The following is a 20918-nucleotide window of genomic DNA, read 5'->3' on the forward strand; positions in this document are numbered from 1 at the left end:
AATATTGCTTTTTTATAAACTTTGAAATGTTATAATTCTTATAAAAAAAGGATTATGATATGAATATCTCTTTAACTGGTAGAAATATCGAACTTACAGAATCTATGAAAGAGCATATGAAAAGCTCTATAGATGCTTTTAAAAAATATAACTTAGACATTATCTCAACAAGTGCAGTAGCTAGTTCTTCTCATAAAAAGGGAAAAGAACACTTCAACATCGAATTTGTACTCAATCTCCCTCAAAAACACACTATTGTTATTAATCAAAATGATGGTGATTTACATGCTGCTATTGATATGGCGTTAGAGCGTGCAGAGAAAGCACTTCGTCGTTTACATGATAAAGAGGTAGACCACCAAAAAGTTGGTCTTAATGAGATAAAAGCAGAGCTAAGTGATGTAAAAGAAGCTGAAGCTGAGATGGAAGATGAGATTGTTCCTGTTGAGCTTGATCTTTATAAACCTCGTGAAGTTGAAGATGTTTTAAATGACCTCAAAGAGTCTGGAAAAATGTTTGATATCTTCATCGATCATGAGGATAAAACACGTGTGCTTTATAAAAGAAATGATGGGAAATTTGGCTTGTATTAATCCTTTAGGCTTTTAACAAGTCGCTTTTTACCTCACTAACAATTTCTTCATCAAGTGCGAAGTCAAAATATTTAAATTGACTTCCACTTTGACTTTCCCCTTTTAACAAGTCACCACTTTTTCTATAACGCAAGTCTAAATTTGCTATATCAAAACCATTTGTCGTTTTTACAAACTCCTCTAACCTTTGAGATTCTTGTCTATTTGTATATAAAAAACAATACCCTTTAAGTCCTGTACGACTTACACGTCCACGAAGTTGATGCAAAGTCGAAAGCCCTAATCGCTCAGCTCCTACAATGACAACTGTTGAGAGTCTTGGTAAAGAGATGCCCACTTCTACAACAGTTGTAGCTATTAAAATGTCACCATTATCTCGAAAATCAAGTAGGACTTGCTCTTTATCTTTATCTTTGCCATGTGTTACATATACATTTTCAAAATTCTTTTCCCAATAACTTCGTGCTTCATCTATACTTTGATACTCTAATGCTTCACTTTGTTCCACTAATGGATATACTAGTAACACTTGATTTTTTTGTGCAATCTCCTCTTTGATATGTTCAAGTAAATCTTTAAAATCTTTTTTTTGGATAACTTGGGAGTCTATATCTTTTTTATAAGGAGTTGATGTTATGAGGCTTACATCTATATGTGCTGATTCTATCATCGCTTGTGTTCGTGGGATAGGGGTTGCTGAAAATTGTAAAAAATGGGGCTTTTTATTACCAGAACTTACCAACTTTTCAAGTAAATTTCTCTGTGCCGTTCCAAAACGATGTTGTTCATCAACCATAACAACTCCAACTTCTGGAAGCTCTCTATATAAAAGTGCATGTGTGCCTATAATAAAATCATACTCTGATAAATCAACTTTTTTCGTTTTATTGGTAACGAGTGCAACTTGCATATCTAAATATTTTTGTGCTTCCTCATAAAGTTGATTTGCCAAAATAGTAGTAGGAGCCATCAACACACTTTTATATGGGTGCATCATATAAGCAGATGCAAGTATCACCATTGTTTTTCCACTACCAACATCACCAACTATCATACGTCTAGCAGCCACCTCTTTGCTAAAATCTTTTTGTATATCTTCTATAGCATTTTGTTGCTCAAGAGTGAGTTCAAATGGAAGTTTTTTTGTCCAAGTTTTATACTCACTTTGTTTTGAAACTAAAGTTTTAAAATATCTTCTTTTTTTTCTCAGTTGCAAAAGGTAGATAAAAAGTTCTAAATATTTAAGTGCTTGTAAACTTGTTTCATTTAACTCTTTTGGTGGTAATTCTGATGGAAAATGAAGTTTTAAAACTGCCTCTACTATCTCTTGTTTTAAACCGCTTTGAAAGAGATTTTCTGCTGTTACAAGTTTTTGCACAAGTTTTGCGTGTGTATCATTTCTGAGTTTTGATTTATATTTTGGTGTGATTTTCCCAATATGTGAAACTTTTCTAGGCATAGTTATAGTACACTGGCCCATTTTACAATCTATAAACCCATAAAAATAATCTCTTTGCCCAGTATGAAATGCATGGAGCATATACGGCTGTGGTTTAAATATAACTCCAGAGAGTGTATGTCCAAAATTATGAGCAAAAAAAGTGATTTGTATAGAGTTTGCAGAGCGATAAACCGACTGAACAGTTGCGTCAATCACTTGATATTTTTGAGGTACAAGAGTAGAGGTAACTCTATGATCTTCATAACTAGAGGGAATATGAAGTGCTAACTCCGCTAAAGAGTGAATACCAAGTTTTTTAAATTTTGCTTCTTGTTCTTGTGTTAGTTCCATAACTGTTTACTTTTATGATATAATTCCAAGTATAGGAGTGGGCTATTGCCCACTTACCTTTATAGTTAGGCTGAAGGGTCTAAGTTTCAACCTAACCTTTAGGGTAAATCGCTTCAAAAGCGACCTCCTTATACTTGGTTTTGTCCCACCTTTTTTAGGTGGTGACAGAAAATTATACAAAAAAACTAAAAACTCTTTGAAAAATATGTCAATGTGACATACTATCCATTTACTCTCTTATTTCTATCTTCTTCTTGTGCTTTATAAAGCTCTGCGCAACCACGTGAAAGTTCACGAATTTTTAAGATATAGTTTTGGCGTTCAGTTTGAGAGATAGCTTTTCTTGCATCAAGTACGTTAAATACGTGTGAAGCCATCATACAAAGATCATACGCGGGTAGTGGAAGTCCAGCCTCAAGTGTACGTAAACACTCTACACTCTTTGCGTTAAACTCTTCAAAAAGCATCGCTGTATCAGCTACTTCAAAGTGGTATTTTGAAAACTCGATCTCACTCTCTTTATGCACATCTTTGTAGTATGTTTTGTTACTATTTTTATCGATATTCCACACGATATCAAAGACAGTATCTACACCTTGAAGATACATCGCAAGTCTCTCAGTTCCGTATGTGATCTCAGCAGTTACAGGTTTACACTCAATCCCACCAACTTGTTGAAAATACGTAAACTGAGTTACTTCCATACCATTAAGCCATACTTCCCAGCCAAGTCCCCATGCACCAAGTGTTGGCGATTCCCAGTTATCTTCTATAAAGCGAATATCGTGTTTTGAAACATCAAGCCCAAGATACTCTAGCGATTTTAAGTATAACTCTTGAATGTTATCAGGTGAGGGTTTAATGATAGCTTGAAATTGATAGTACGATCCAAGACGATTTGGATTTTCACCATAGCGTCCATCAGTTGGACGACGTGATGGTGCTACGTAAGCTGTTGCCCATGGAGTTGAGTCAAGTGATCTAAGAAAAGTAGCAGGATGAAATGTTCCAGCCCCAGCTGGAATGTCATAAGGTTGTACGATATTACACCCCTCTTTCATCCAAAACTCTTGTAGTTTTAATAACATTTCGCTAAATGTAATCATTATCGTCTCACTTCTAAATTAATTGCGAGATTATACAATGTGGAGGCTTTTTAATTTATAAAGTTAGTATTTAATGGTTACACCAAGTTTTAAATAATGATCGTTTGTACTACTTCGAGGTTCCCAGTATTTATAAGCATCTATAATGATTTCATCTGATTTATCAATACTTTGATGTGAATAAGTATAAGATGTATATATATCTACTTGATTATTTAATCTATAGATTAAAGGGATTTCTATATCTACAACTTCTGCACCACCCAATTTAAACTCTTGTGAGATTAGATTTAGTTTCATAGTTGGACTCAAACCATACTTATATTTCATATTGATTCCAAGATTCATATCTGAAAAAATATCTTTTGAGACTCCTATCTCAGGCATCAAATAAAACCAAGAATAAAGCTCGTTTTGCGAATCAGAAAGCTCCCTATACCAAGAGTGAAATCCTATTCCAATTCCATAGATAAAATTAAAGTATCTCAAGTTATGCTTATTTTTATACTCTACACCCACATCATATAAGGCATTAAAAGTAGTAGATGTATAACTTCCATATCCAAGGGATGAACTTATAAGTGAACCAGTATAATCGCTATCTCCACTATATGCAGAGAGAAAAAATGTTACATCTGAGCACATCTCATTATCACATTCAACAATACTTTTGTAAGAAAGATCAATGCCTAAAAGCATATTTGTTTTTTCTCTATCTAAAAGAGTACCAGAGTCATCATATTCTCTATAATCCATCATCATATTTGACAATGCAAAAGAAAAACTTCCTTGCTCAGCATATAAAAAACAAGAGAAAATCAAAAACAATATATACTTTTTCAACTCTATTCCTTTAGATCAATTTACAGATAATATCCCCAATATTTTTTCCTAAAGATGATGCAACTACATTACATTTAACTTTAAGTAAAAAACATATACCTTCTCTATGTGATGGATGGATACATTCATAATTCCCCATCCCCTTTGAGATGATAAGATCAACATTGTCGAAAAGATTTTTTGCTTCATTAGTTGCACGAGTATATGTAAATCCTGGAGTATTTACACCACTATCAACTAAATTACATAGTGTATCAAAACCTGCCTCTTTAGCTTCTTTCATAGTTACATCATTAATGATAGGATTGCCTCTAACCATATACGAAAACTCTATATTTGGATACAGCTCTTGAAGTGTTTGTATAAAGAGATAATCAAAGATGTGTTCCCCTACATTATCACCAATTACCAACACAGTTTTTGCATTTTCCAACTTTGATTTTAAAATTTCAAAATCATTATGGGCAAAATCAATATGAAAAATATTTTCTAACTCTTCATGCAAATCAAACTCAACCTCAGCTGCTAAATCTATAACATTTCCAGCAACAGCTATTTTTGTAGCAGTCAATAGTTTCTCTTTAGTTTGAAAAAGTTTTTTGTGTAATAGTGGTACAAATGAGAGTGCTTTTTGTGTTGAGTGTTCTTTTACCTCATCGTACAAGTCATACTTATTTGCGATATGAGCCATTTTCTCATAAACATCAGCTGCAATTTCTGGAGGGGTTTGTTCATATGAAAAAGTTTTACTCATCTTCTCAACAGTTGAAGTAAGTTCAAAAGAGAGCCGTTTATTGGCATTGATTGCATTTGCAACTTTAAAACTTTGATTGACTATACAACCTATACACGCTTCATCTATCTTCATTAAGATGTATGCTCATCAATCGCTTTATTCCACATCAATTTGTATTTTCTTCGCATAAACTCAACCTCTTGTTGAGAGAGTTTGAGTTGCTCTTGAAGTGTATGGATAGTTTTTCTATCTTCATCGTAAAGCTCTTGCAGTGAAGCGAGTGCTTCTCTTAAAAACTCATTTTCTGTTTTAATCGATTCTATCGTTTCATCTTTTGCATCAAGAACTTTTTCGTGAAGATTGATAATTGTCCCTATAGTTTTTTCAACAAATTCGGGTTGTACTATCATCTCATGAGTATTTTTTTGAGAGAGTTCTTGGAGTTTTGCAGGAACAACAACCTCAGTAGCGCCTTTTGATGGATCGATATAGCGAATACCATCTTCAACTTTTACGCTCAATTTTCCACGCTCGATCAGGTCTTCGATTGCGTTCATATCAAGACCAGTCATTTTACTGTATTCATCATCAAGCATCCACTGCATTGTTTTTCCTTAGATTGTTTTAGCTAATGATAGTCTCTATCTCTTGAGAATCCATCTCAACTTTTTTTGCTTTTGCAATTCTATCTTCTTTAAGTTTTATAGCTAACTCTTCGTTTTCAAGTGCTAAAATCTGCATCGCTAAATATGCTGAGTTTATAGCTCCTGCTTTTCCTATAGCTACTGTAGCAACTGGCATTCCAGCTGGCATTTGTACAGTTGAAAGAAGTGCATCAATTCCACTAAGCGCAGATGCTGACATCGGTACACCAATGATAGGTTTAACTGTTTTTGAAGAGAGTACTCCCGCTAAATGTGCCGCCATCCCAGCAGCTGCAATGAACACTTGTGCACCTTTTTTCTCAGCAGCATCAATATACTCTTTTGTTCGTTCTGGAGATCTATGAGCCGAAGAGATAATCATCTCATAGTTTACTCCAAAAGCCTCCAATGTGTCAGAACACGACTTCATCACCTCATAATCACTTCTTGAACCTATAACAATAGAAACAAATTTCATTGTTTTTTTCCTTATTTTATTTTATAGTGAAAGTATAACAAAAAAAGCTATTTCTTTGGATAAGTTCCCATATCTGGGTGTGACGGTATTCTAAAAAATGTAAATGGTGGAAATTTCGCTGGAAGTTTTATAGGATTTATATTTCCACTATGTACACTTTCCCAAACTTTTCCATTTTGTGCTTGAAGTTTTGCAAAACTCATATAGATACGTCCATCTCTTTCATATGTTTTTCCAAACTCATTTTCGACAAATTCTATTTTACTACCAAGTGGCATCACAATTTCAAGCTCATCTTCTGGTAAAGTTTTATACTTACACATATAGTATTCACCATCTTCTGTACCCTCACCTGTAACTTGGTGAGTACCAAGTTGCATAGTAAAATCTAAACTTTGCGTATCATTTTTTTCAAATGGACGAGAGATAAGATATGCATCTGTATATCCACGATTTTGAAGTGATTCTAATTCATACTGATACTTTTGAGTATCTTCCTTTCCAGCATAATAATCATCGATCGCCATTCTATACGCTTTTGCAGTTACAGCTGCATAATACGATGTTTTTGTACGCCCTTCAATTTTTAAACTATCAACTACACCACTCTCTAAAATCTCTTTAATATGTGAGCCAAGATTAAGGTCTTTTGAGTTCATTATGTATGTACCCACGCCCTCATCCTCTTGAAGTTTAAAAAGCGTCCCAGTCTCAGGGTTTGCGGCATACATCTCATAAGGGAAACGACAATCATTTGCACAAGAACCACGATTTGGTACACGTCCACTTTGTAGTGTAGAGATCAGACATCTTCCACTATACGCAAAACACATACTTCCATGTACAAACACTTCTAGTTCAAGATCAGGCAGCTCTTTTTTGATCTCTTTTAAATCTTTTAAAGAGATTTCACGTGCAGTGATGATACGAGTCGCCCCCATATCTGCATACACTTTAGCATCAAGTACATTCATAACATTTGCTTGAGTTGAGAGATGTAGTGGCATATCTGGTGCTATTTCATGTGCTAGTTTTAAAACCCCTGGTGTTGCTACTATAAAAGCATCAGGTTTTAGTTCTGCCATCTTTTGTATATGTTTTTTAAGTAAACTTATCTGGGAATTAAAAGGAAATCCATTAATCGTAGCATAAACTTTTTTGCCACGCTCATGAGCATACTTTATACCCTCTGCAAAATCTTCAAATGTAAACTCTTTACCACTACGTATACGCAAAGAGAAATGACTGACTCCTCCATAAACCGCATCTGCTCCAAAATCAAGAGCAATTTTTAATTTTTCCAACGTACCTGCTGGAGAAAGTAATTCAACTTTTTTCATTATTTCCCGAACTGTTCTAAAAGTGCTTCAATATCTTCTGTAGAGGCTAAATCATTATTATCATCACCTGCTAAATGTTTTGCTGATGGTACACGTGCACTATCATCAACTTGTGACTCAAATAAAGAGTTCATATAATGAGAAAGTGTTCTCATAACATTGATAACTCTCTCAATTTTTTGACGATGAATATCTTGATATTGCATAATATCCATAACATTCATAATCGAATCACCAGAGTTTTGTAAACACTCAATAACCCCTTGTAACTCTTCTAAAGCTGCTGTATTTTTTTCTAATTGAGTTTGAAATGTTGCAACATCAGGAAATTTTGCTATCAAATTAGTAAAAAGTGTTATATTTGCCTCTAAATTTTCTACAACTGAGTTTAAACTTTCCTCTTTTTCCATCAAGTCATTACTGATACCCTCAATGATATCAAAAATCTCTGTCGCTTTCTCTTCAGACTCTTTAGTTACATCATCTAACTGATGTACTACTTTGTTTTCATGTGTAGCTGGAGGTCCCCACTTATGCTCATCTTTTTCTTCGATAGAACTCTCTAATGCTGTTATATCATCTATCGCTTCTGATTCCTCTGTAGCCTCATCCTCAATACTTTCAAGGTCTACATCACCACCCATTAACGCATCTAGTTCTTCTTGAGTCATAAAAGATCTCCAAAATTGAATAATTTATTAATTAACACTATAATAGCATAAAATATATAACAAAGAGGACACAATGGTTGTTGATCTCCATAACCACACCCCTTTATGCAACCATGCCCAGGGCAGTATAGATCAGTATATCGAAGCAGCTATAAAATCAGATACAAAAATTTTTGGTTTTGCAGATCATGCTCCGATGGATTTTGATCCAACATATAGAATGGGTTTTAATGATATGGCTATGTACGAAGCCGATGTACTCGCTGCCAAAGAAAAATATCAAGATAAAATCAAAATTTTATTGGGTTATGAGGTTGATTATTTACAAAACCATATGGATGAAAGAGTTCTAAGTGCTAAAGTTGATTATCTTATAGGTTCAGTGCATTTTATCGATGGATGGGGATTTGATAATCCAGAGTTTATTGGAAGATATGAGCATGAGAATATTGATGAAATTTGGGAAAAATATTTTAAAGCTGTTGAAGATATGGCAAAAACAAAATTCTTTGATATTGTTGGACATTTAGACCTTATAAAAGTTTTCAAATTTATGCCAAATAAAAATATAAGTACACTTGCAAAAAATGCACTTATTGCTATAAAAGAAGCAGATATGACTTTAGAGCTTAATGTTGCAGGATACAGAAAACCTATCGGTGAGCCATACCCATCAAAAGAGTTACTTCAAGAAGCCTATAAACTAAACATCCCTATCACTTTTAGTTCCGATGCGCACAAACCTGAACAAGTCAATCTTTTTAATAATGAAATTGTACAACTTGCTCGTGAAATTGGTTACACTGAGTGTGCTTACTATGAAAAAAGAAAGCGAAAATTTCTAAAATTTTAGCTTTCAGTATTGACTAACCACATTGAAAAAACATTGAGATAATCCCAAAAAGACTCTATATATTCAGGTGTTATCCCCTCATCAACCAAACCTTCCAAAAGCGGTTTATAAAGTGCCAACCAAGATTGTCTTGCTTGTTCATCTATACGAAATGGGGCATGACGTCCAACCATCTGATGTTGCCCACGTGATTGTGTAAAATAGTCTGGTCCTCCGCTAATCTCTATCAAAAAATCAAATGCATGTTTTTGTGCTTCTGCAAAATCTTCCTCATCAAAAATAGGAAATAAAAAAGCGATATCACTCGTTTTAATAGATTCATAATGAGCATATACAAGTTCTCTAAAACGCTCCTCTCCCACTTCATGTAAAAAACCTGGATGAGGTTTTGCTACAGGTGGTCTTACACCTATCTCTCCATCTGTAATTTGTAGATTCACACTATCACCTTCTTTTCAAAATTCTACAAATAATTATACAGATTTATATTTATTATTACTTTATAATGATTCAAAACTCTCTTGTTATATTTAAATTATCACCAAAATACACATAGAAACTTGCTATAATATAACAAAGAATTATTCTGGATAATAACATTAACTTGAAAAAAAATACTCTCATCATTCTTTTGTATTGCTCTTTTCTTTCGATACTTCATGCAGATGATTTTGATGATTTTGCAAATATCCAACCACAAGCTACATCAAACTTTAACTCACAACAAACTTATCTAGCTCGTACACTCTCAAATCATGACATGTTTTATGATCCTTATACATTTGTTCTTTTAGAACTTCAATATAAAACTCCCCAGGGGATACATTTAGATTTTGGTGCTGATATGTATAGTGACTCTACTACACAAGGGATTGCACTCAACCAAGCTTCATTACAGTATTCTACAGATCGTTTTGATTTTAAAGTTGGAAAATTTGTTGAGACACTTGGAGTACTTGATTATCTTAGTATAACAAATATCACCAATCCTCCTCGAACACCTTTTTTCGATGATTCAAATATCAATATTCGTAAACTTCCTTTACTCATGGCAAGTGCATCAACCTATCTAACTAAAGAGTTTAAAGTACAAGCAATTGCACAACCATTTGATAAAAACCTAAACTATACCAATGTCTACCTCAATACAATTTTAAAATCTCTTCTACCGTTTTATCTTAACTCTGTTGAGTTTCAAAACAATAATTTTAATATAATACGAGATGAGATATTTTTACCTAGTTATAATGAGCAAATTGCAGACGCTTTAAATACACATATACAAAATAAATATAAAGCAAATACAACGTTAGCACTCAATAAAGCCTCTTTCTTTCTTCTTATGCAATATGATGATTTTGATGCTACTTATGGTTTTATATGGACTAATCATTACTCAGAAGTTCAATATATACAAATAGATGAAAACTTTTTTAACTCCATAAATGACATATTAAATGAACAAGATAGTGGTGCCTTGGATGCTTATTTGTCACAAGAGAATCTTGATCCAATCTCTAGTATCTCTACATATCGATACGATCAAGTAACTGCATACTATGAAAGTTCTTATAAAGAGATAGGTATCCGCTCTGAGATAAGTTATAGAGATAAAATTCCTACAATCAATACACTCTCAAGTCTCTCAAGTATAGCGATTGGTCTTGATCATAAAAGTACAAATATGTACAATAGTATGGAGTTACAGTATTTGCATGTACCCTCTTTACCAAAAGATGTTTTTACATCCACATTTGTCAATAAAACAGATAGCTGTAAATCAGGTGCTATGGAGATGTATATGAAAACATATATTCTTGGTGGTTATTATAATGGGGAGTTTGAACTTAGTGTATCTCCAAGTGTTGTTATAGACTTTGAGGTATTTAATGCTACACTTCAATTTTATCATTCAAAACTTCGACCTGAACTTGATACATTTAGCTTAACTCTAAAGGCTACACTTGAGTAAAATAGTAAAAACAATTATTTTTGGAGTTTTACTTTTTTTAAATCTCTTACTTATCAACTCTATCACTATGCAAAAAACTGATTGGGGAACTTTTTTTCCAAAAAATACGAACAATGAGACACAAACAACTTTATTTACCCAAAATATACAATATCTCTTTATCTCAATGAATAACCAAACCATTCTTGAACAATGGTTAGAAGAAGACACTATTTTAAACTATTATCAATTAAATCAAAAAAAAGATTTATACCTTTTACTTTTTAATAGGACACAACAAACAAAAGTTTTGCAAAATATAAAACCTTTTGTATATAGTGGTACATCTGTTTTAGGTGAAGTTGTTGTCAAAAATTTTCAAGAGGAATTTTCATTTTATCTTCTATATATAGCACCTATTTTATTACTACTTTTTTGGTTTTTAAGCTCTTATGAATATCTCCTAAATATTCTCTTAGAACTTTTCTCTTTTAATTTGATACTTTTAACAACTATAAAAGTGCTTGATTTTCATATAGATATTGCTTCTTTGATGACATTTCTTTTTTTATTTGTATATGCATTTACACTTTTTCATTACATCTATTCTAAAGAGTTTGATAAGAAAAAACTCCAGTTTGGCATCGGTATCTCTATCTTTACAACACTCATTAGTGCTATTTTTTTAACCCTTTCTCAATTTGGTTTTATTAGCTCATTTGGAGCGACACTTATCTTAGGTCTTATAACACTTCTCATTTATACTTTTATACGCTTACATTTTCTAAAAAAATCCTCTTGTACGTTTAGAGGGATATACCATTTTAAATACACAACAAAAAAACGCTTAAACGTTATTATTTTATCTACTATGTCTGTACCGTTTATAGGTTTATTATTGTTTCACTCAAATCTGCATTTAAACCTCAACCCTTTGACACTGATTGGAAAACAAACAAAGGCATTTCAAGAGATTGAAAATTTTGAATCAAACTATATCAACTCTCTTCCTATTGTGATTGAACTATCATCTAAAGACAGTTCTTTTAAAGAACTCAAAGAGGTGCAACAATTACATCAACTTGTACAAGATTTACAAACAGTTCCTACACTTTTTCAACTCTATAACCCAGATATCGCTTATAAAAATTTTGCATCTAGGGAGATTACACAAGCAACCCTGCAAAGTTATGCACAATTTCTTTTAGCAAATGAACTAAGCAATTCACAAATGTCACTTTTCTCAAGCGATATGAAAAAGAGCTATATTTATCTACTTATTCCAATTACAACAGATACTTATTCAGTGAAACAGATTTTGCAACAAATTGATCTAAAAGCACAAAAATATCCACAATTTGATTTAAAAATCAAAGGAAAAGTATCTGATTTTCATCATCACACACAACTCTTTTTACAGGAGTTTGCAAGTGGACTCAGTCTCTCACTTGGGTTTATTTTTTTATTTTTTCTATTTTATTGCCGCTCTTATAAAACACTTATTATTATCATCTCAGCACTTGTATCATTTGTATCTCTTTTAGGTATTCATGCATTATTTAACTTACAAGTCACACTTATGACATTACTCAGTGTTATACTCTTTAGTGGATTAGTAACAGACAATATTGTTCATATATTTATCTGTTATAAAGAGAAAGAGGAAAGTTGTTTTAACTCCGTCACAAAACCTATAATCGTTTCAAATATCAGTATGCTTTTAGGGTTAGGTGGTATGTTTTTTGGAGGCTCTTTATTGTTTGAATTTGCTTTAGAGTTAGGGATACTACTCACGATAAATCTTTTATTTATCCTCTATATCCTTCCCTCACTTTTACGATTAAAAGTTTTTAAAAATTACACTGCTCAAGGCGATTCTTATAAAACAATGATGTAGATGGTTTCGTTTGTAGAGAATCTAACTTAATCCTATAAAGATATGTTTTGTTGTTTTTATGATCTATCACATGCCATTGGGTAACTAAAGGTTTATCTTGAAACTGTGTCACTTTATCAATGAACACTTCTTTTTCTAGAATGTCTCTTTTAAAAAATTCTATCTTATCAATCACTTTATCATTTTTATCGATGAAATAATAAGAGCGGTACTTCCCTTTTTGTTTAGATATTTTATAAAACTCTTTTCCATCATATTTTAGTTCATCTACTAATGTAAATATACCATCATATGTTTGGAGATCAGCATACGAAATCCCTAAACCAAAAACCTCTGAATTTTGCTCTTTTTTTGGAATAATTCGCACCTTATCCAATGCAGGAAAGTAGACATAGTTTGTTGTTTGATCATCTTTTTGTACACTTAAAATTGATGTACATGCGATATCTTTAGGGTATGAAAAACGTATAAGTAATGAGGAGTTATTATTCTCCTCTTCTTCTTGCGCGATCAAAAAACTTCTTAGCTCTTTTGAATCATCGGTTTTTATAACTGATTGCACCTCAAAACGCATATTTTTATATGCAAATAATTTTGTGCTTTGCTCATAAATCTCCTGCGCACTTTGTGCTACAAGTGTAGAGGAAAAAAGAGAGATGGCAATCAAGCAATCTCTTAAAATCATTCACCTACCCAATCTAATGCACTTAAAGTGATCTCACGAAGTGATGTCTGATTTTCAAGAACTGTTAACGCATAAGTATTCATATCTTCCATCATCTGTTGTGTAGTTTCACCAATAAGAGTAACGATTTGGTCTTCTCCATCAGCTGAATACCACTCACGATCAAGTACAAGTGCTAGACCCATAAGCATAGTGTTTGAGATAGTTTTCATTCCACCATAAATCATTAGACCAAAATTTTGAATTAAAATTTCTGTATTGACTATCAATTGTTCAGTATACACAATTCTATCTGCCATCTCACCGATTCTATCTGCCATTTGTCCAATTTGAACAGACATGAAAAGAATTCTATCTGCCATTTGACCGATATCTTCTGCTTGAGAAGCAAATAAGTATCCATACTCCATCCCTTGCATAGCAAAAGTATACGCATCATCTTCTATTTTCATCGTAAATTTGTATGCTAAATCTGCTAAATATGTTGCAAAATTATATGCATCTGTTTCTGTTTGCGATGTAAAGTCATATGAAAGTTGTGAGAGTTGTGAAGCAAAAAGATATGCATCACTTTCAGTATCACTTGCAAAGGTATCTGCCTGTGTAGAAAATGTAGTACTCAATCCAGAAATAAGATCATAAATAGCACTCAAATCAGAATCAGCCTGTAGTGAACTCTCCAAAGTTTCCATATACGTTGCAAATGCTTCATCTTGTGGAAGTGCATCATTTCCAAATAAAATCCAAAATTGACTTGCATCACCATCAGTTTGGAAGTTCGATTCATCTGTTTGTAAAGCAATCGCACTTGTTGCACTTAAAGCAAAAAGTGTTTTAAATGCCATCGCTATAATTGCCAAAAACTTTGAACGATTTGTCAACTCAGTTTGCAACTGTGTTATCATATCTTGTTCCTCTGTTGTCAGAGTTGTAGAAGCTTCTAATTGTTGTAAGGTTTGCATACTTGTTACCATACTCTCAATAGTACTATTTACATAACTTTGTACTACCCCAGAGAGTAAAAGGATAAGTTTACTTTGCAGGGAAACTATTTGTAATTGTATATTTGTTTCCGTTGTTCCAGATGTTTGCAGTTTATCTAAAGATGCACTCCCTAAAAGTGCCATCGAAGCTATACTCATTTTTACAAAACTCATTATAATAGATTCATTATTGCTAAAATCAAGATTTTCTAACGATTTTGTTTTGATAGTCTCTAACAATTTATCTAAAGAGAGAAATGTTGCAAGTGCATAAATAGTCGCATCAGAACCACTTTTAGATAAAAGTACCTCTTTTAACTTTGTTAGTATTGCTGTTACTGCATCAAGTGCAGCACTTCCTAAAGAACTAGCTACCAATGAAATCGCAGACTCTAACAGACTCATATCTACACTGCTTACAAGTGCTGTTTGAGAAGCAAATAAACTTGTTTGTAAATCTTGTTGTGCTGTATCTTTTTTGTATCCATAAACTCGTAAAGCAGCTAAAAGCTTGGCATACTGATGTGAAAATTGTGTATATGAAAGTGACTTATATGTTTCATATTGCTCTAAAACACTAGCATCTTCATCATCTAAATAATGTGGAATCTCTAAAGATGTATCTTTTGCATCACTCATTATTTGATTTATAAAATCTGTTGCTTTAGAATTTGCTACACTTGTTGTAGCAAATGCAGTCATAAAAGATGTTGCACTTTGAGAGTCTTGACTTTGACTTTGTATAGAATCACTTGTTGCTTTTGCACTTTGTAAATCTGCTACGACACTATCTATACTTGATAAAGTTGCTGCTGTAGTTTCTGAGCCTCCGCCACCACAAGCAGCTAACATTGACATTGACCACACTGAAGCAGCCACTGATATACTTGAATGTAAAAAGTCCCTTCTTTGCATATTTTTATATTCCCCCAAATATAAATATAATAAGATAAAATTATAGCATAATTTACCTTTTTTTATTTTAATAGATACCTAATTTTAGTTTTGGAATATATTATGTAGAGTCTAAAATAGATTACTTTCAAAGGATAAGCTATGGTACATCATGTAGTAGTAGAAAAAATGTGTGGTTGTGCAAAAAGAAAAAATATGCCACAAATTAAAACTTTCGAAGATAAAGAGGATGCTTTTAAAGTTGCTAATGCTTGGGCGAAAGAATTGAACGAAACTTTTTGTGGTGAGCACGAGTTTAATGTTGTAGAAGTAGATGCAAACTACGTTATTTCTGTTGAATAAAATATTAAGAAATTTCTAAAAACAAATCTATACAAATGATATAAAGTTAGCTTTAATATTATCATTTGTATAATACATCCATATAACAAATGTAAAAGGAAATCCGAATGGGTAAATATATTGAATTAACAGGTGCAGATTTTGAATCAACGGTAGCTGAAGGTGTTACACTAGTAGACTTTTGGGCTCCATGGTGTGGTCCATGTCGTATGATTGCTCCAATCATCGAAGAATTAGCTGAAGAGTTTGACGGTAAAGCTAAAATTTGTAAAGTAAATACTGATGAAGAGCAAGATATTGCTGTTAAATTTGGTATCCGTTCTATTCCAACTATCCTTTTCTTTAAAGATGGTGAGATGGTTGAACAAATGGTAGGTGCTGCTTCTAAACAAGCTTTCGCTGACAAACTAAACGCTCTTTTATAATTTTTATTAAATGATTGAAAAAAGGGAGAGAAAAAAGGGAAAATCTCTATTTTCTCTCTCTACACTTCTTGCCTCTTTTTTTGGCGCAGCTATGATAGCTGGGGCTTTTGCTTATTTTAACTACAAATTTTCCGAATATAAATTTATCGATTTTAAAGAGTGGGTTTTTTACGAAAAAAATGATCTTTTTACTCCAAAGGAAGACAAATATCTCGTAGTTTTTTACTCTTCAAAACAAAAAAATGCGATTAATGAAATTACTAACTTACAAGCTGAATTTCCAACTTTAGCTATTGATTACTATAACCATGTTATACCCAATACAAATAGAGTTACGTTTTTACGTACAGGAACTAACACTAGTTTAAAATTTATCCAAAGGTTTAATATTTATAAAACACCATCTATTTTTTTTATAAAGAAACAAAAAGATTCTCTTTATAAACAAGATAGTATGATACATAAACTCGATAATTTACGAGATATTTCTAAGACTATTCAAACTCTTTAAAAAGGAATTTATATGATATTAGATTGTGCTATAGTTGGTGGTGGACCAGCAGGACTAACAGCAGGACTCTACACTACTCGTGGTGGACTTGAAAACGTTGTAATGTATGAAAAAGGTATGCCTGGTGGTCAAATAACACAAAGCTCTGAGATTGAGAACTATCCAGGGGTAACAGGAGAAATCACAGGGATGGATTTGATGATTCCTTGGCCACAGCAATGTCAAAAATTTGGTCTTAAGCACGATATGGTTGAAGTGCTTCGTATTACAAAAGAGGGAGATGTTTTTACTATCCATAAAGGTGATGGGACAAGCGATCAAGCACATAGTGTTATTGTAGGTACTGGTTCGTCACCAAGACGTGCTGGTTTTAAAGGTGAGAATGAATTTTTTGGAAAAGGTGTAAGCACTTGTGCTACATGTGATGGATTTTTCTATAAAGGTAAAGAGGTAGCAGTCATTGGTGGTGGCGATACTGCTCTTGAAGAGGCACTTTATCTAGCTAAAATATGCACAAAAGTATATCTTATTCATAGACGTGACACATTTAGAGCTTCACCAAACACTGTAAAACGTATAGAAAATGCTGAAAATATCGAACTGATTACAAATGCAACACCTGATGAAGTATATGGCGATACTATGGGTGTAACTGGGATTAGAGTTGCATTTACTGATGGAACAACTAGAGAGATAGAAGTTCCTGGAGTTTTTACATTCGTAGGCAATAATGTAAACAATCAAGTACTCATTCAAGAAGATGGCAGTTTTTTATGTGACACAAATGAACAAGGACAAATCATCGTTGATCTAGGTATGAAAACTTCTGTAAGTGGTCTTTTTGCAGCTGGAGATATGCGTATACAAGCTCCAAAACAAGTGGTTTCTGCAGCAGGTGATGGTGCCGTTGCAGCGTTGAGTGCGATTAGTTATGTTGATGAACTTTTAAACTAAGAGATGGTAATATTTCAAAAAAGAAAATATGCTTTTAAAGGATAAGAGATGATCAAAGTTGGTATATTTGGTGCAAGTGGGCGTGTAGGTAAATTATTATTAGAAGATTTAAAAATAACTCCAAATATGGCTGTAAGTACTGTTTTTGTTCGTAACTCTTTAGATTTTGCAATTGATCCTTCTATTTTAGTAACTTCAGATATGAAATCATTTTTAAATGGCTGTGATATTGTAATAGATTTCTCACTCCCTGATGCATGTGAAGCACTTCTAGAACAAGCTGTAAAGACACCAAAACCATTAGTAATAGGAACAACAGGACTAAGCACTCATCAACTCAATCTTCTTAAACAAGCAAGTGAAGCAATGCCCGTACTTTATGCAACAAACATGAGTTTAGGTGTAGCTCTACTAAATAAACTCGTATACCAAGCTTCAAAAACTTTAGAAGGGTTTGATATAGAGATAGTTGAAATGCACCACAGACATAAAAAAGATGCTCCAAGTGGTACTGCACTTACACTCAGTGAGTCAGCAGCAGCTGGACGCAATTTAGATATTGATAAAGTTCGTGTAAGTGGACGTGATGGAAATATAGGAGAGCGTTCAAGTGATGAGATTTCAGTTATGGCTCTTCGTGGTGGAGATATTGTTGGTCGCCATACTGTAGGATTTTATAATGATGGCGAGTTTATAGAGCTGAACCATACAGCTACAAGTAGGAACACTTTTTCTAAAGGTGCTATACGTGCTGCAAGTTGGTTAGTGAGTCAAGAAGTTGGTCTGTACTCTATCTCTGATTGTTTGGAGTTAGACTAGTTTACATATTTTTGGCACTTTGTGCCAACTTCGCCCAAGCAGATTTTTCATCTGCTTTAATCGCTGCGTCATACGCTTTTTGAGCTTCTTCATCTCTCCAAAGTTTAGCATATACACAGCCAAGTAAATACTTTTGTCTTGCACTATCCTCTTTTGAAAGAGTTGCACTATTCAATGATTGAATCACTTCTAAAGCATTGTCATAATCGTTTTTATCCATATATGCTTGATAAAGTGAAAACTCTATATATGGTGTTTGGGCATGAGATGATGATTTTTGCTGCATATCGTATACTTTTCGCCCATACTTTATAATCATGTTGTCATCTTTTTTTACTATCCCTACTGCTACCATATTGGCATAACGATCTATATCTTTGTAACTATCTTTAAAAGTCTCTTCAACTTTTGTAATCGCTTGGATCATCTCCTCTTGCTTTTCAAGTCTATCGTAAGTATCAAAGAGTATTCTATAAACATCCAAGTACGCTTCATTCTTATCGAGTTCTATAAGTGATATTAAATCTTTTGCAGCTTGTATAACATCTTGGTAATTCCCAATTGCAAAATCAACTTTCACAAATCTATAAAGCCATTTTTCCTTTTCTTGAACATCTTTTGTATCAATATTCTTTGTTGTCATCTGTTTTGCTAATTGGTAATCTCCACCTTTCATAGCACAAGTATAAATTTGGTCATCCCACTCACTAGATAAAGTGACATTATAATCACTCGATATGATTAAAACCTCTTCACAGTTTTTATTTTTTAAAGAGTCTTTCATAGCACCAATAGCAGCTGTTTGTATAATTTGATTTATATCAGGGTAATCTATATCATTGAGTACTAAGAGTTGATCTTTTAATGCAAGTGCATCATTGTATCTTTCCAAATCATTGAGTAATTTTGCTTTTTCATACAGAGCTTTATGCCCTATACTGTCATCTCCATACTCTTGCATCAATTTATCAAACTCTGCTAGTTTTACACTACTGTTCATATCATCAATATCAAAAAAGAGTTGATCTTTAACTACTTCCACCTCTTGATAAAAATCTCCATCTGGAAATTTTTTCATATAATTATTTAGCGCAGTTAATGCTTCTTTTTTATTTTTTGTATTTGCTAGATATAATCCCCGTTTTGCCAATACCTCTTCAAATTCATCATATGTAGGATTTATATCATTTAATAATGCAGTTGCTATATCTGCAGCAGTTTGTTCTTGACTCGCATCTGCATATAATTGCATTAATTCCATTGAGAGTTGTAGTTTTTTTGCAAAATAACTTGGTTTCACTGTGATGATTTTTTCTAAATAAGCACTCGCTTTTGTAGGTGATTTTTGAAAAGTTGTGTTTGCAAGATGATATGCGGCCTCAACTGCTACATCAACATCCTGAGTTTCATAAAGTGCTCTTTTATAAAACTTTTCAGCCTCAGATACACTACCCTCTTCTTCTAAAGCTTCCCCTTTATAGATAAATCCTTGCTGTGCAAATTTACTTCCAGCATGTTCACTAAAAAGTCTATCAAAAAAGTAATCAGAATCTGAACTCATCCCTATTTTTGCATAAGCATTAGAAACAAGTGAAAGCACTTCAGCTACATTTTCATCAGCAGAGTACTCTCTTAAAAATATTTTTGCATTTTCAATGACATTATCATAGTCTTTGAGCTTTGCATATATTTTTATCTCGTAGTAAAGGAGTTCTGCTTTAAAAAGTGTATTTGGATATCTTTTTAAAATATCTCTTGTAACCTCTAAACATTTTTCATAATCCTCTTGTTCAAAATATTTTTTTACTTTAATGTATTCAGAAACATCTTCAACTTTTTTGATTTTAACAGGGTTTCCTTTGATATCTAAACTTCCAACATATGGAAGCTTATCTCGTTGTGTATAAAAAGGAAAATTAACAGCTATATCAGAAGATTCTTCTGGTTTAATAAGTGGAAATTTTTCTTTATAACCAATAACAACCCAAGAGTTTGTCAAAGAAACTTTTGGATTAAAAAGTGTATCATCTTCACTAAGGTCAAAAATATTCGAATACAGTTTCATCTTGTGCTTTGGTTTTATTGAGAGAAAAAAAGTATCTTTTTTAACAAAAGTGTTCACTTTAAAAAACTCATCTTCTAAATTTTTTACATTTTTAGATGATCTTTTTGAAAATGCACATATGATCTCTTTTACTTCAAAAAAATCGTTTTTCATCTCTTTACAAGTAAATTTATCTTGATCGCTTAAGTGAAGTGTAGCGTATTTTGTGAAGTTGTCTTTTGCACTATCGATAGAGATTTCAAGTGCAAAAGCTATAATAGGGGTCAAAAGAGTTAAGAGTATCTTTTTTACCAATGCTCTCCCCCTTTATGAAGA

The 20918-nt window shown here is 32.9% G+C and carries 21 protein-coding genes; 9 read left to right on the top strand and 12 right to left on the bottom strand.

Features of this window, described 5'->3' with window-relative positions; all coding sequences use genetic code 11:
* Nucleotides 1–59: 59 nt before the first annotated feature.
* Nucleotides 60–593: a ribosome hibernation-promoting factor, HPF/YfiA family gene (gene hpf / locus ACQY56_RS03270; RefSeq protein WP_428738123.1), complete on the top strand. Its 534-nt coding sequence runs from the start codon at nt 60–62 to the stop codon at nt 591–593.
* 4 nt (nt 594–597) lie between these two features.
* Here the strand turns inward: hpf and recG are convergent, their stop codons facing one another.
* The 8 genes from recG to ACQY56_RS03310 form a co-directional block, all read right to left on the bottom strand.
* A complete protein-coding gene (gene recG, locus ACQY56_RS03275; protein WP_428738124.1) occupies nt 598–2385 on the bottom strand; it encodes an ATP-dependent DNA helicase RecG in 1788 nt (595 codons plus the stop codon).
* A gap of 221 nt (nt 2386–2606) precedes the next feature.
* On the bottom strand, nt 2607–3491 hold the full coding sequence (gene glyQ / locus ACQY56_RS03280) for a glycine--tRNA ligase subunit alpha (RefSeq protein WP_428738125.1): 885 nt from the start codon (nt 3489–3491) through the stop codon (nt 2607–2609).
* 63 nt (nt 3492–3554) lie between these two features.
* Nucleotides 3555–4334 (bottom strand): hypothetical protein, encoded by a 780-nt coding sequence (locus ACQY56_RS03285; RefSeq protein ID WP_428738126.1) that lies wholly within the window; start codon nt 4332–4334, stop codon nt 3555–3557.
* Between the two features lie 10 nt (nt 4335–4344).
* Nucleotides 4345–5202, bottom strand: coding sequence for a damage-control phosphatase ARMT1 family protein (locus ACQY56_RS03290; protein WP_428738127.1), 858 nt, complete (start codon nt 5200–5202; stop codon nt 4345–4347).
* Nucleotides 5202–5675, bottom strand: coding sequence for a DUF3972 domain-containing protein (locus tag ACQY56_RS03295; protein WP_428738128.1), 474 nt, complete (start codon nt 5673–5675; stop codon nt 5202–5204). Before ACQY56_RS03295 ends, ACQY56_RS03290 begins: the two co-directional genes overlap by 1 nt.
* A gap of 19 nt (nt 5676–5694) precedes the next feature.
* Nucleotides 5695–6192 carry a 5-(carboxyamino)imidazole ribonucleotide mutase gene (gene purE, locus ACQY56_RS03300; protein ID WP_428738129.1) on the bottom strand — a complete coding sequence of 166 codons (498 nt, stop codon included), beginning with the start codon at nt 6190–6192 and terminating at the stop codon, nt 5695–5697.
* Nucleotides 6193–6239: 47 nt separating this feature from the next.
* Entirely contained in the window at nt 6240–7532 is a 1293-nt protein-coding gene (locus tag ACQY56_RS03305; protein WP_428738130.1) for a peptidase U32 family protein, read from the bottom strand.
* The gene (locus tag ACQY56_RS03310) at nt 7532–8203 is read right to left on the bottom strand and encodes a chemotaxis protein (RefSeq protein ID WP_428738131.1); all 672 of its coding nucleotides are present in this window, start codon (nt 8201–8203) and stop codon (nt 7532–7534) included. Before ACQY56_RS03310 ends, ACQY56_RS03305 begins: the two co-directional genes overlap by 1 nt.
* Nucleotides 8204–8276: 73 nt before the next feature.
* Between ACQY56_RS03310 and ACQY56_RS03315 the strand changes: the two genes are divergently transcribed.
* Entirely contained in the window at nt 8277–9056 is a 780-nt protein-coding gene (locus ACQY56_RS03315) for a histidinol-phosphatase (protein ID WP_428738132.1), read from the top strand.
* Here ACQY56_RS03315 and ACQY56_RS03320 read toward each other — a convergent pair.
* Complete coding sequence (locus ACQY56_RS03320) at nt 9053–9496, bottom strand: globin (protein ID WP_428738133.1); 444 nt, start codon at nt 9494–9496, stop codon at nt 9053–9055. The genes ACQY56_RS03315 and ACQY56_RS03320 overlap by 4 nt on opposite strands.
* 191 nt (nt 9497–9687) lie before the next feature.
* On the opposite strand from ACQY56_RS03320, the gene ACQY56_RS03325 reads away from it, so the two are divergent.
* Both ACQY56_RS03325 and ACQY56_RS03330 read left to right on the top strand, forming a co-directional pair.
* Nucleotides 9688–11028: a hypothetical protein gene (locus ACQY56_RS03325; protein ID WP_428743720.1), complete on the top strand. Its 1341-nt coding sequence runs from the start codon at nt 9688–9690 to the stop codon at nt 11026–11028.
* Entirely contained in the window at nt 11021–12904 is a 1884-nt protein-coding gene (locus tag ACQY56_RS03330) for a hypothetical protein (RefSeq protein WP_428739779.1), read from the top strand. Before ACQY56_RS03325 ends, ACQY56_RS03330 begins: the two co-directional genes overlap by 8 nt.
* Here ACQY56_RS03330 and ACQY56_RS03335 read toward each other — a convergent pair.
* Both ACQY56_RS03335 and ACQY56_RS03340 read right to left on the bottom strand, forming a co-directional pair.
* Nucleotides 12858–13589: an outer membrane lipoprotein-sorting protein gene (locus ACQY56_RS03335; RefSeq protein WP_428738136.1), complete on the bottom strand. Its 732-nt coding sequence runs from the start codon at nt 13587–13589 to the stop codon at nt 12858–12860. The genes ACQY56_RS03330 and ACQY56_RS03335 overlap by 47 nt on opposite strands.
* Nucleotides 13586–15487 (bottom strand): hypothetical protein, encoded by a 1902-nt coding sequence (locus ACQY56_RS03340; RefSeq protein WP_428743721.1) that lies wholly within the window; start codon nt 15485–15487, stop codon nt 13586–13588. Before ACQY56_RS03340 ends, ACQY56_RS03335 begins: the two co-directional genes overlap by 4 nt.
* A gap of 141 nt (nt 15488–15628) precedes the next feature.
* Between ACQY56_RS03340 and ACQY56_RS03345 the strand changes: the two genes are divergently transcribed.
* From ACQY56_RS03345 to dapB, 5 genes are all read left to right on the top strand, one after another.
* The gene (locus ACQY56_RS03345; RefSeq protein ID WP_428738138.1) at nt 15629–15829 is read left to right on the top strand and encodes a hypothetical protein; all 201 of its coding nucleotides are present in this window, start codon (nt 15629–15631) and stop codon (nt 15827–15829) included.
* Between the two features lie 107 nt (nt 15830–15936).
* Nucleotides 15937–16254 (top strand): thioredoxin, encoded by a 318-nt coding sequence (gene trxA / locus ACQY56_RS03350; RefSeq protein WP_428738139.1) that lies wholly within the window; start codon nt 15937–15939, stop codon nt 16252–16254.
* A gap of 10 nt (nt 16255–16264) precedes the next feature.
* Complete coding sequence (locus ACQY56_RS03355) at nt 16265–16765, top strand: hypothetical protein (RefSeq protein WP_428738140.1); 501 nt, start codon at nt 16265–16267, stop codon at nt 16763–16765.
* 15 nt (nt 16766–16780) lie between these two features.
* Nucleotides 16781–17719, top strand: a complete 939-nt coding sequence (gene trxB, locus ACQY56_RS03360; RefSeq protein WP_428738167.1) for a thioredoxin-disulfide reductase — start codon at nt 16781–16783, stop codon at nt 17717–17719.
* Between the two features lie 48 nt (nt 17720–17767).
* On the top strand, nt 17768–18538 hold the full coding sequence (gene dapB / locus ACQY56_RS03365; RefSeq protein WP_428738141.1) for a 4-hydroxy-tetrahydrodipicolinate reductase: 771 nt from the start codon (nt 17768–17770) through the stop codon (nt 18536–18538).
* 1 nt (nt 18539) lies between these two features.
* Here the strand turns inward: dapB and ACQY56_RS03370 are convergent, their stop codons facing one another.
* Nucleotides 18540–20897, bottom strand: coding sequence for a DUF7494 domain-containing protein (locus ACQY56_RS03370; protein WP_428738142.1), 2358 nt, complete (start codon nt 20895–20897; stop codon nt 18540–18542).
* Nucleotides 20898–20918 lie beyond the last annotated feature (21 nt).

The organism is Sulfurimonas sp. (genome assembly GCF_050296975.1).
Classification (GTDB): Bacteria; Campylobacterota; Campylobacteria; order Campylobacterales; family Sulfurimonadaceae; genus Sulfurimonas.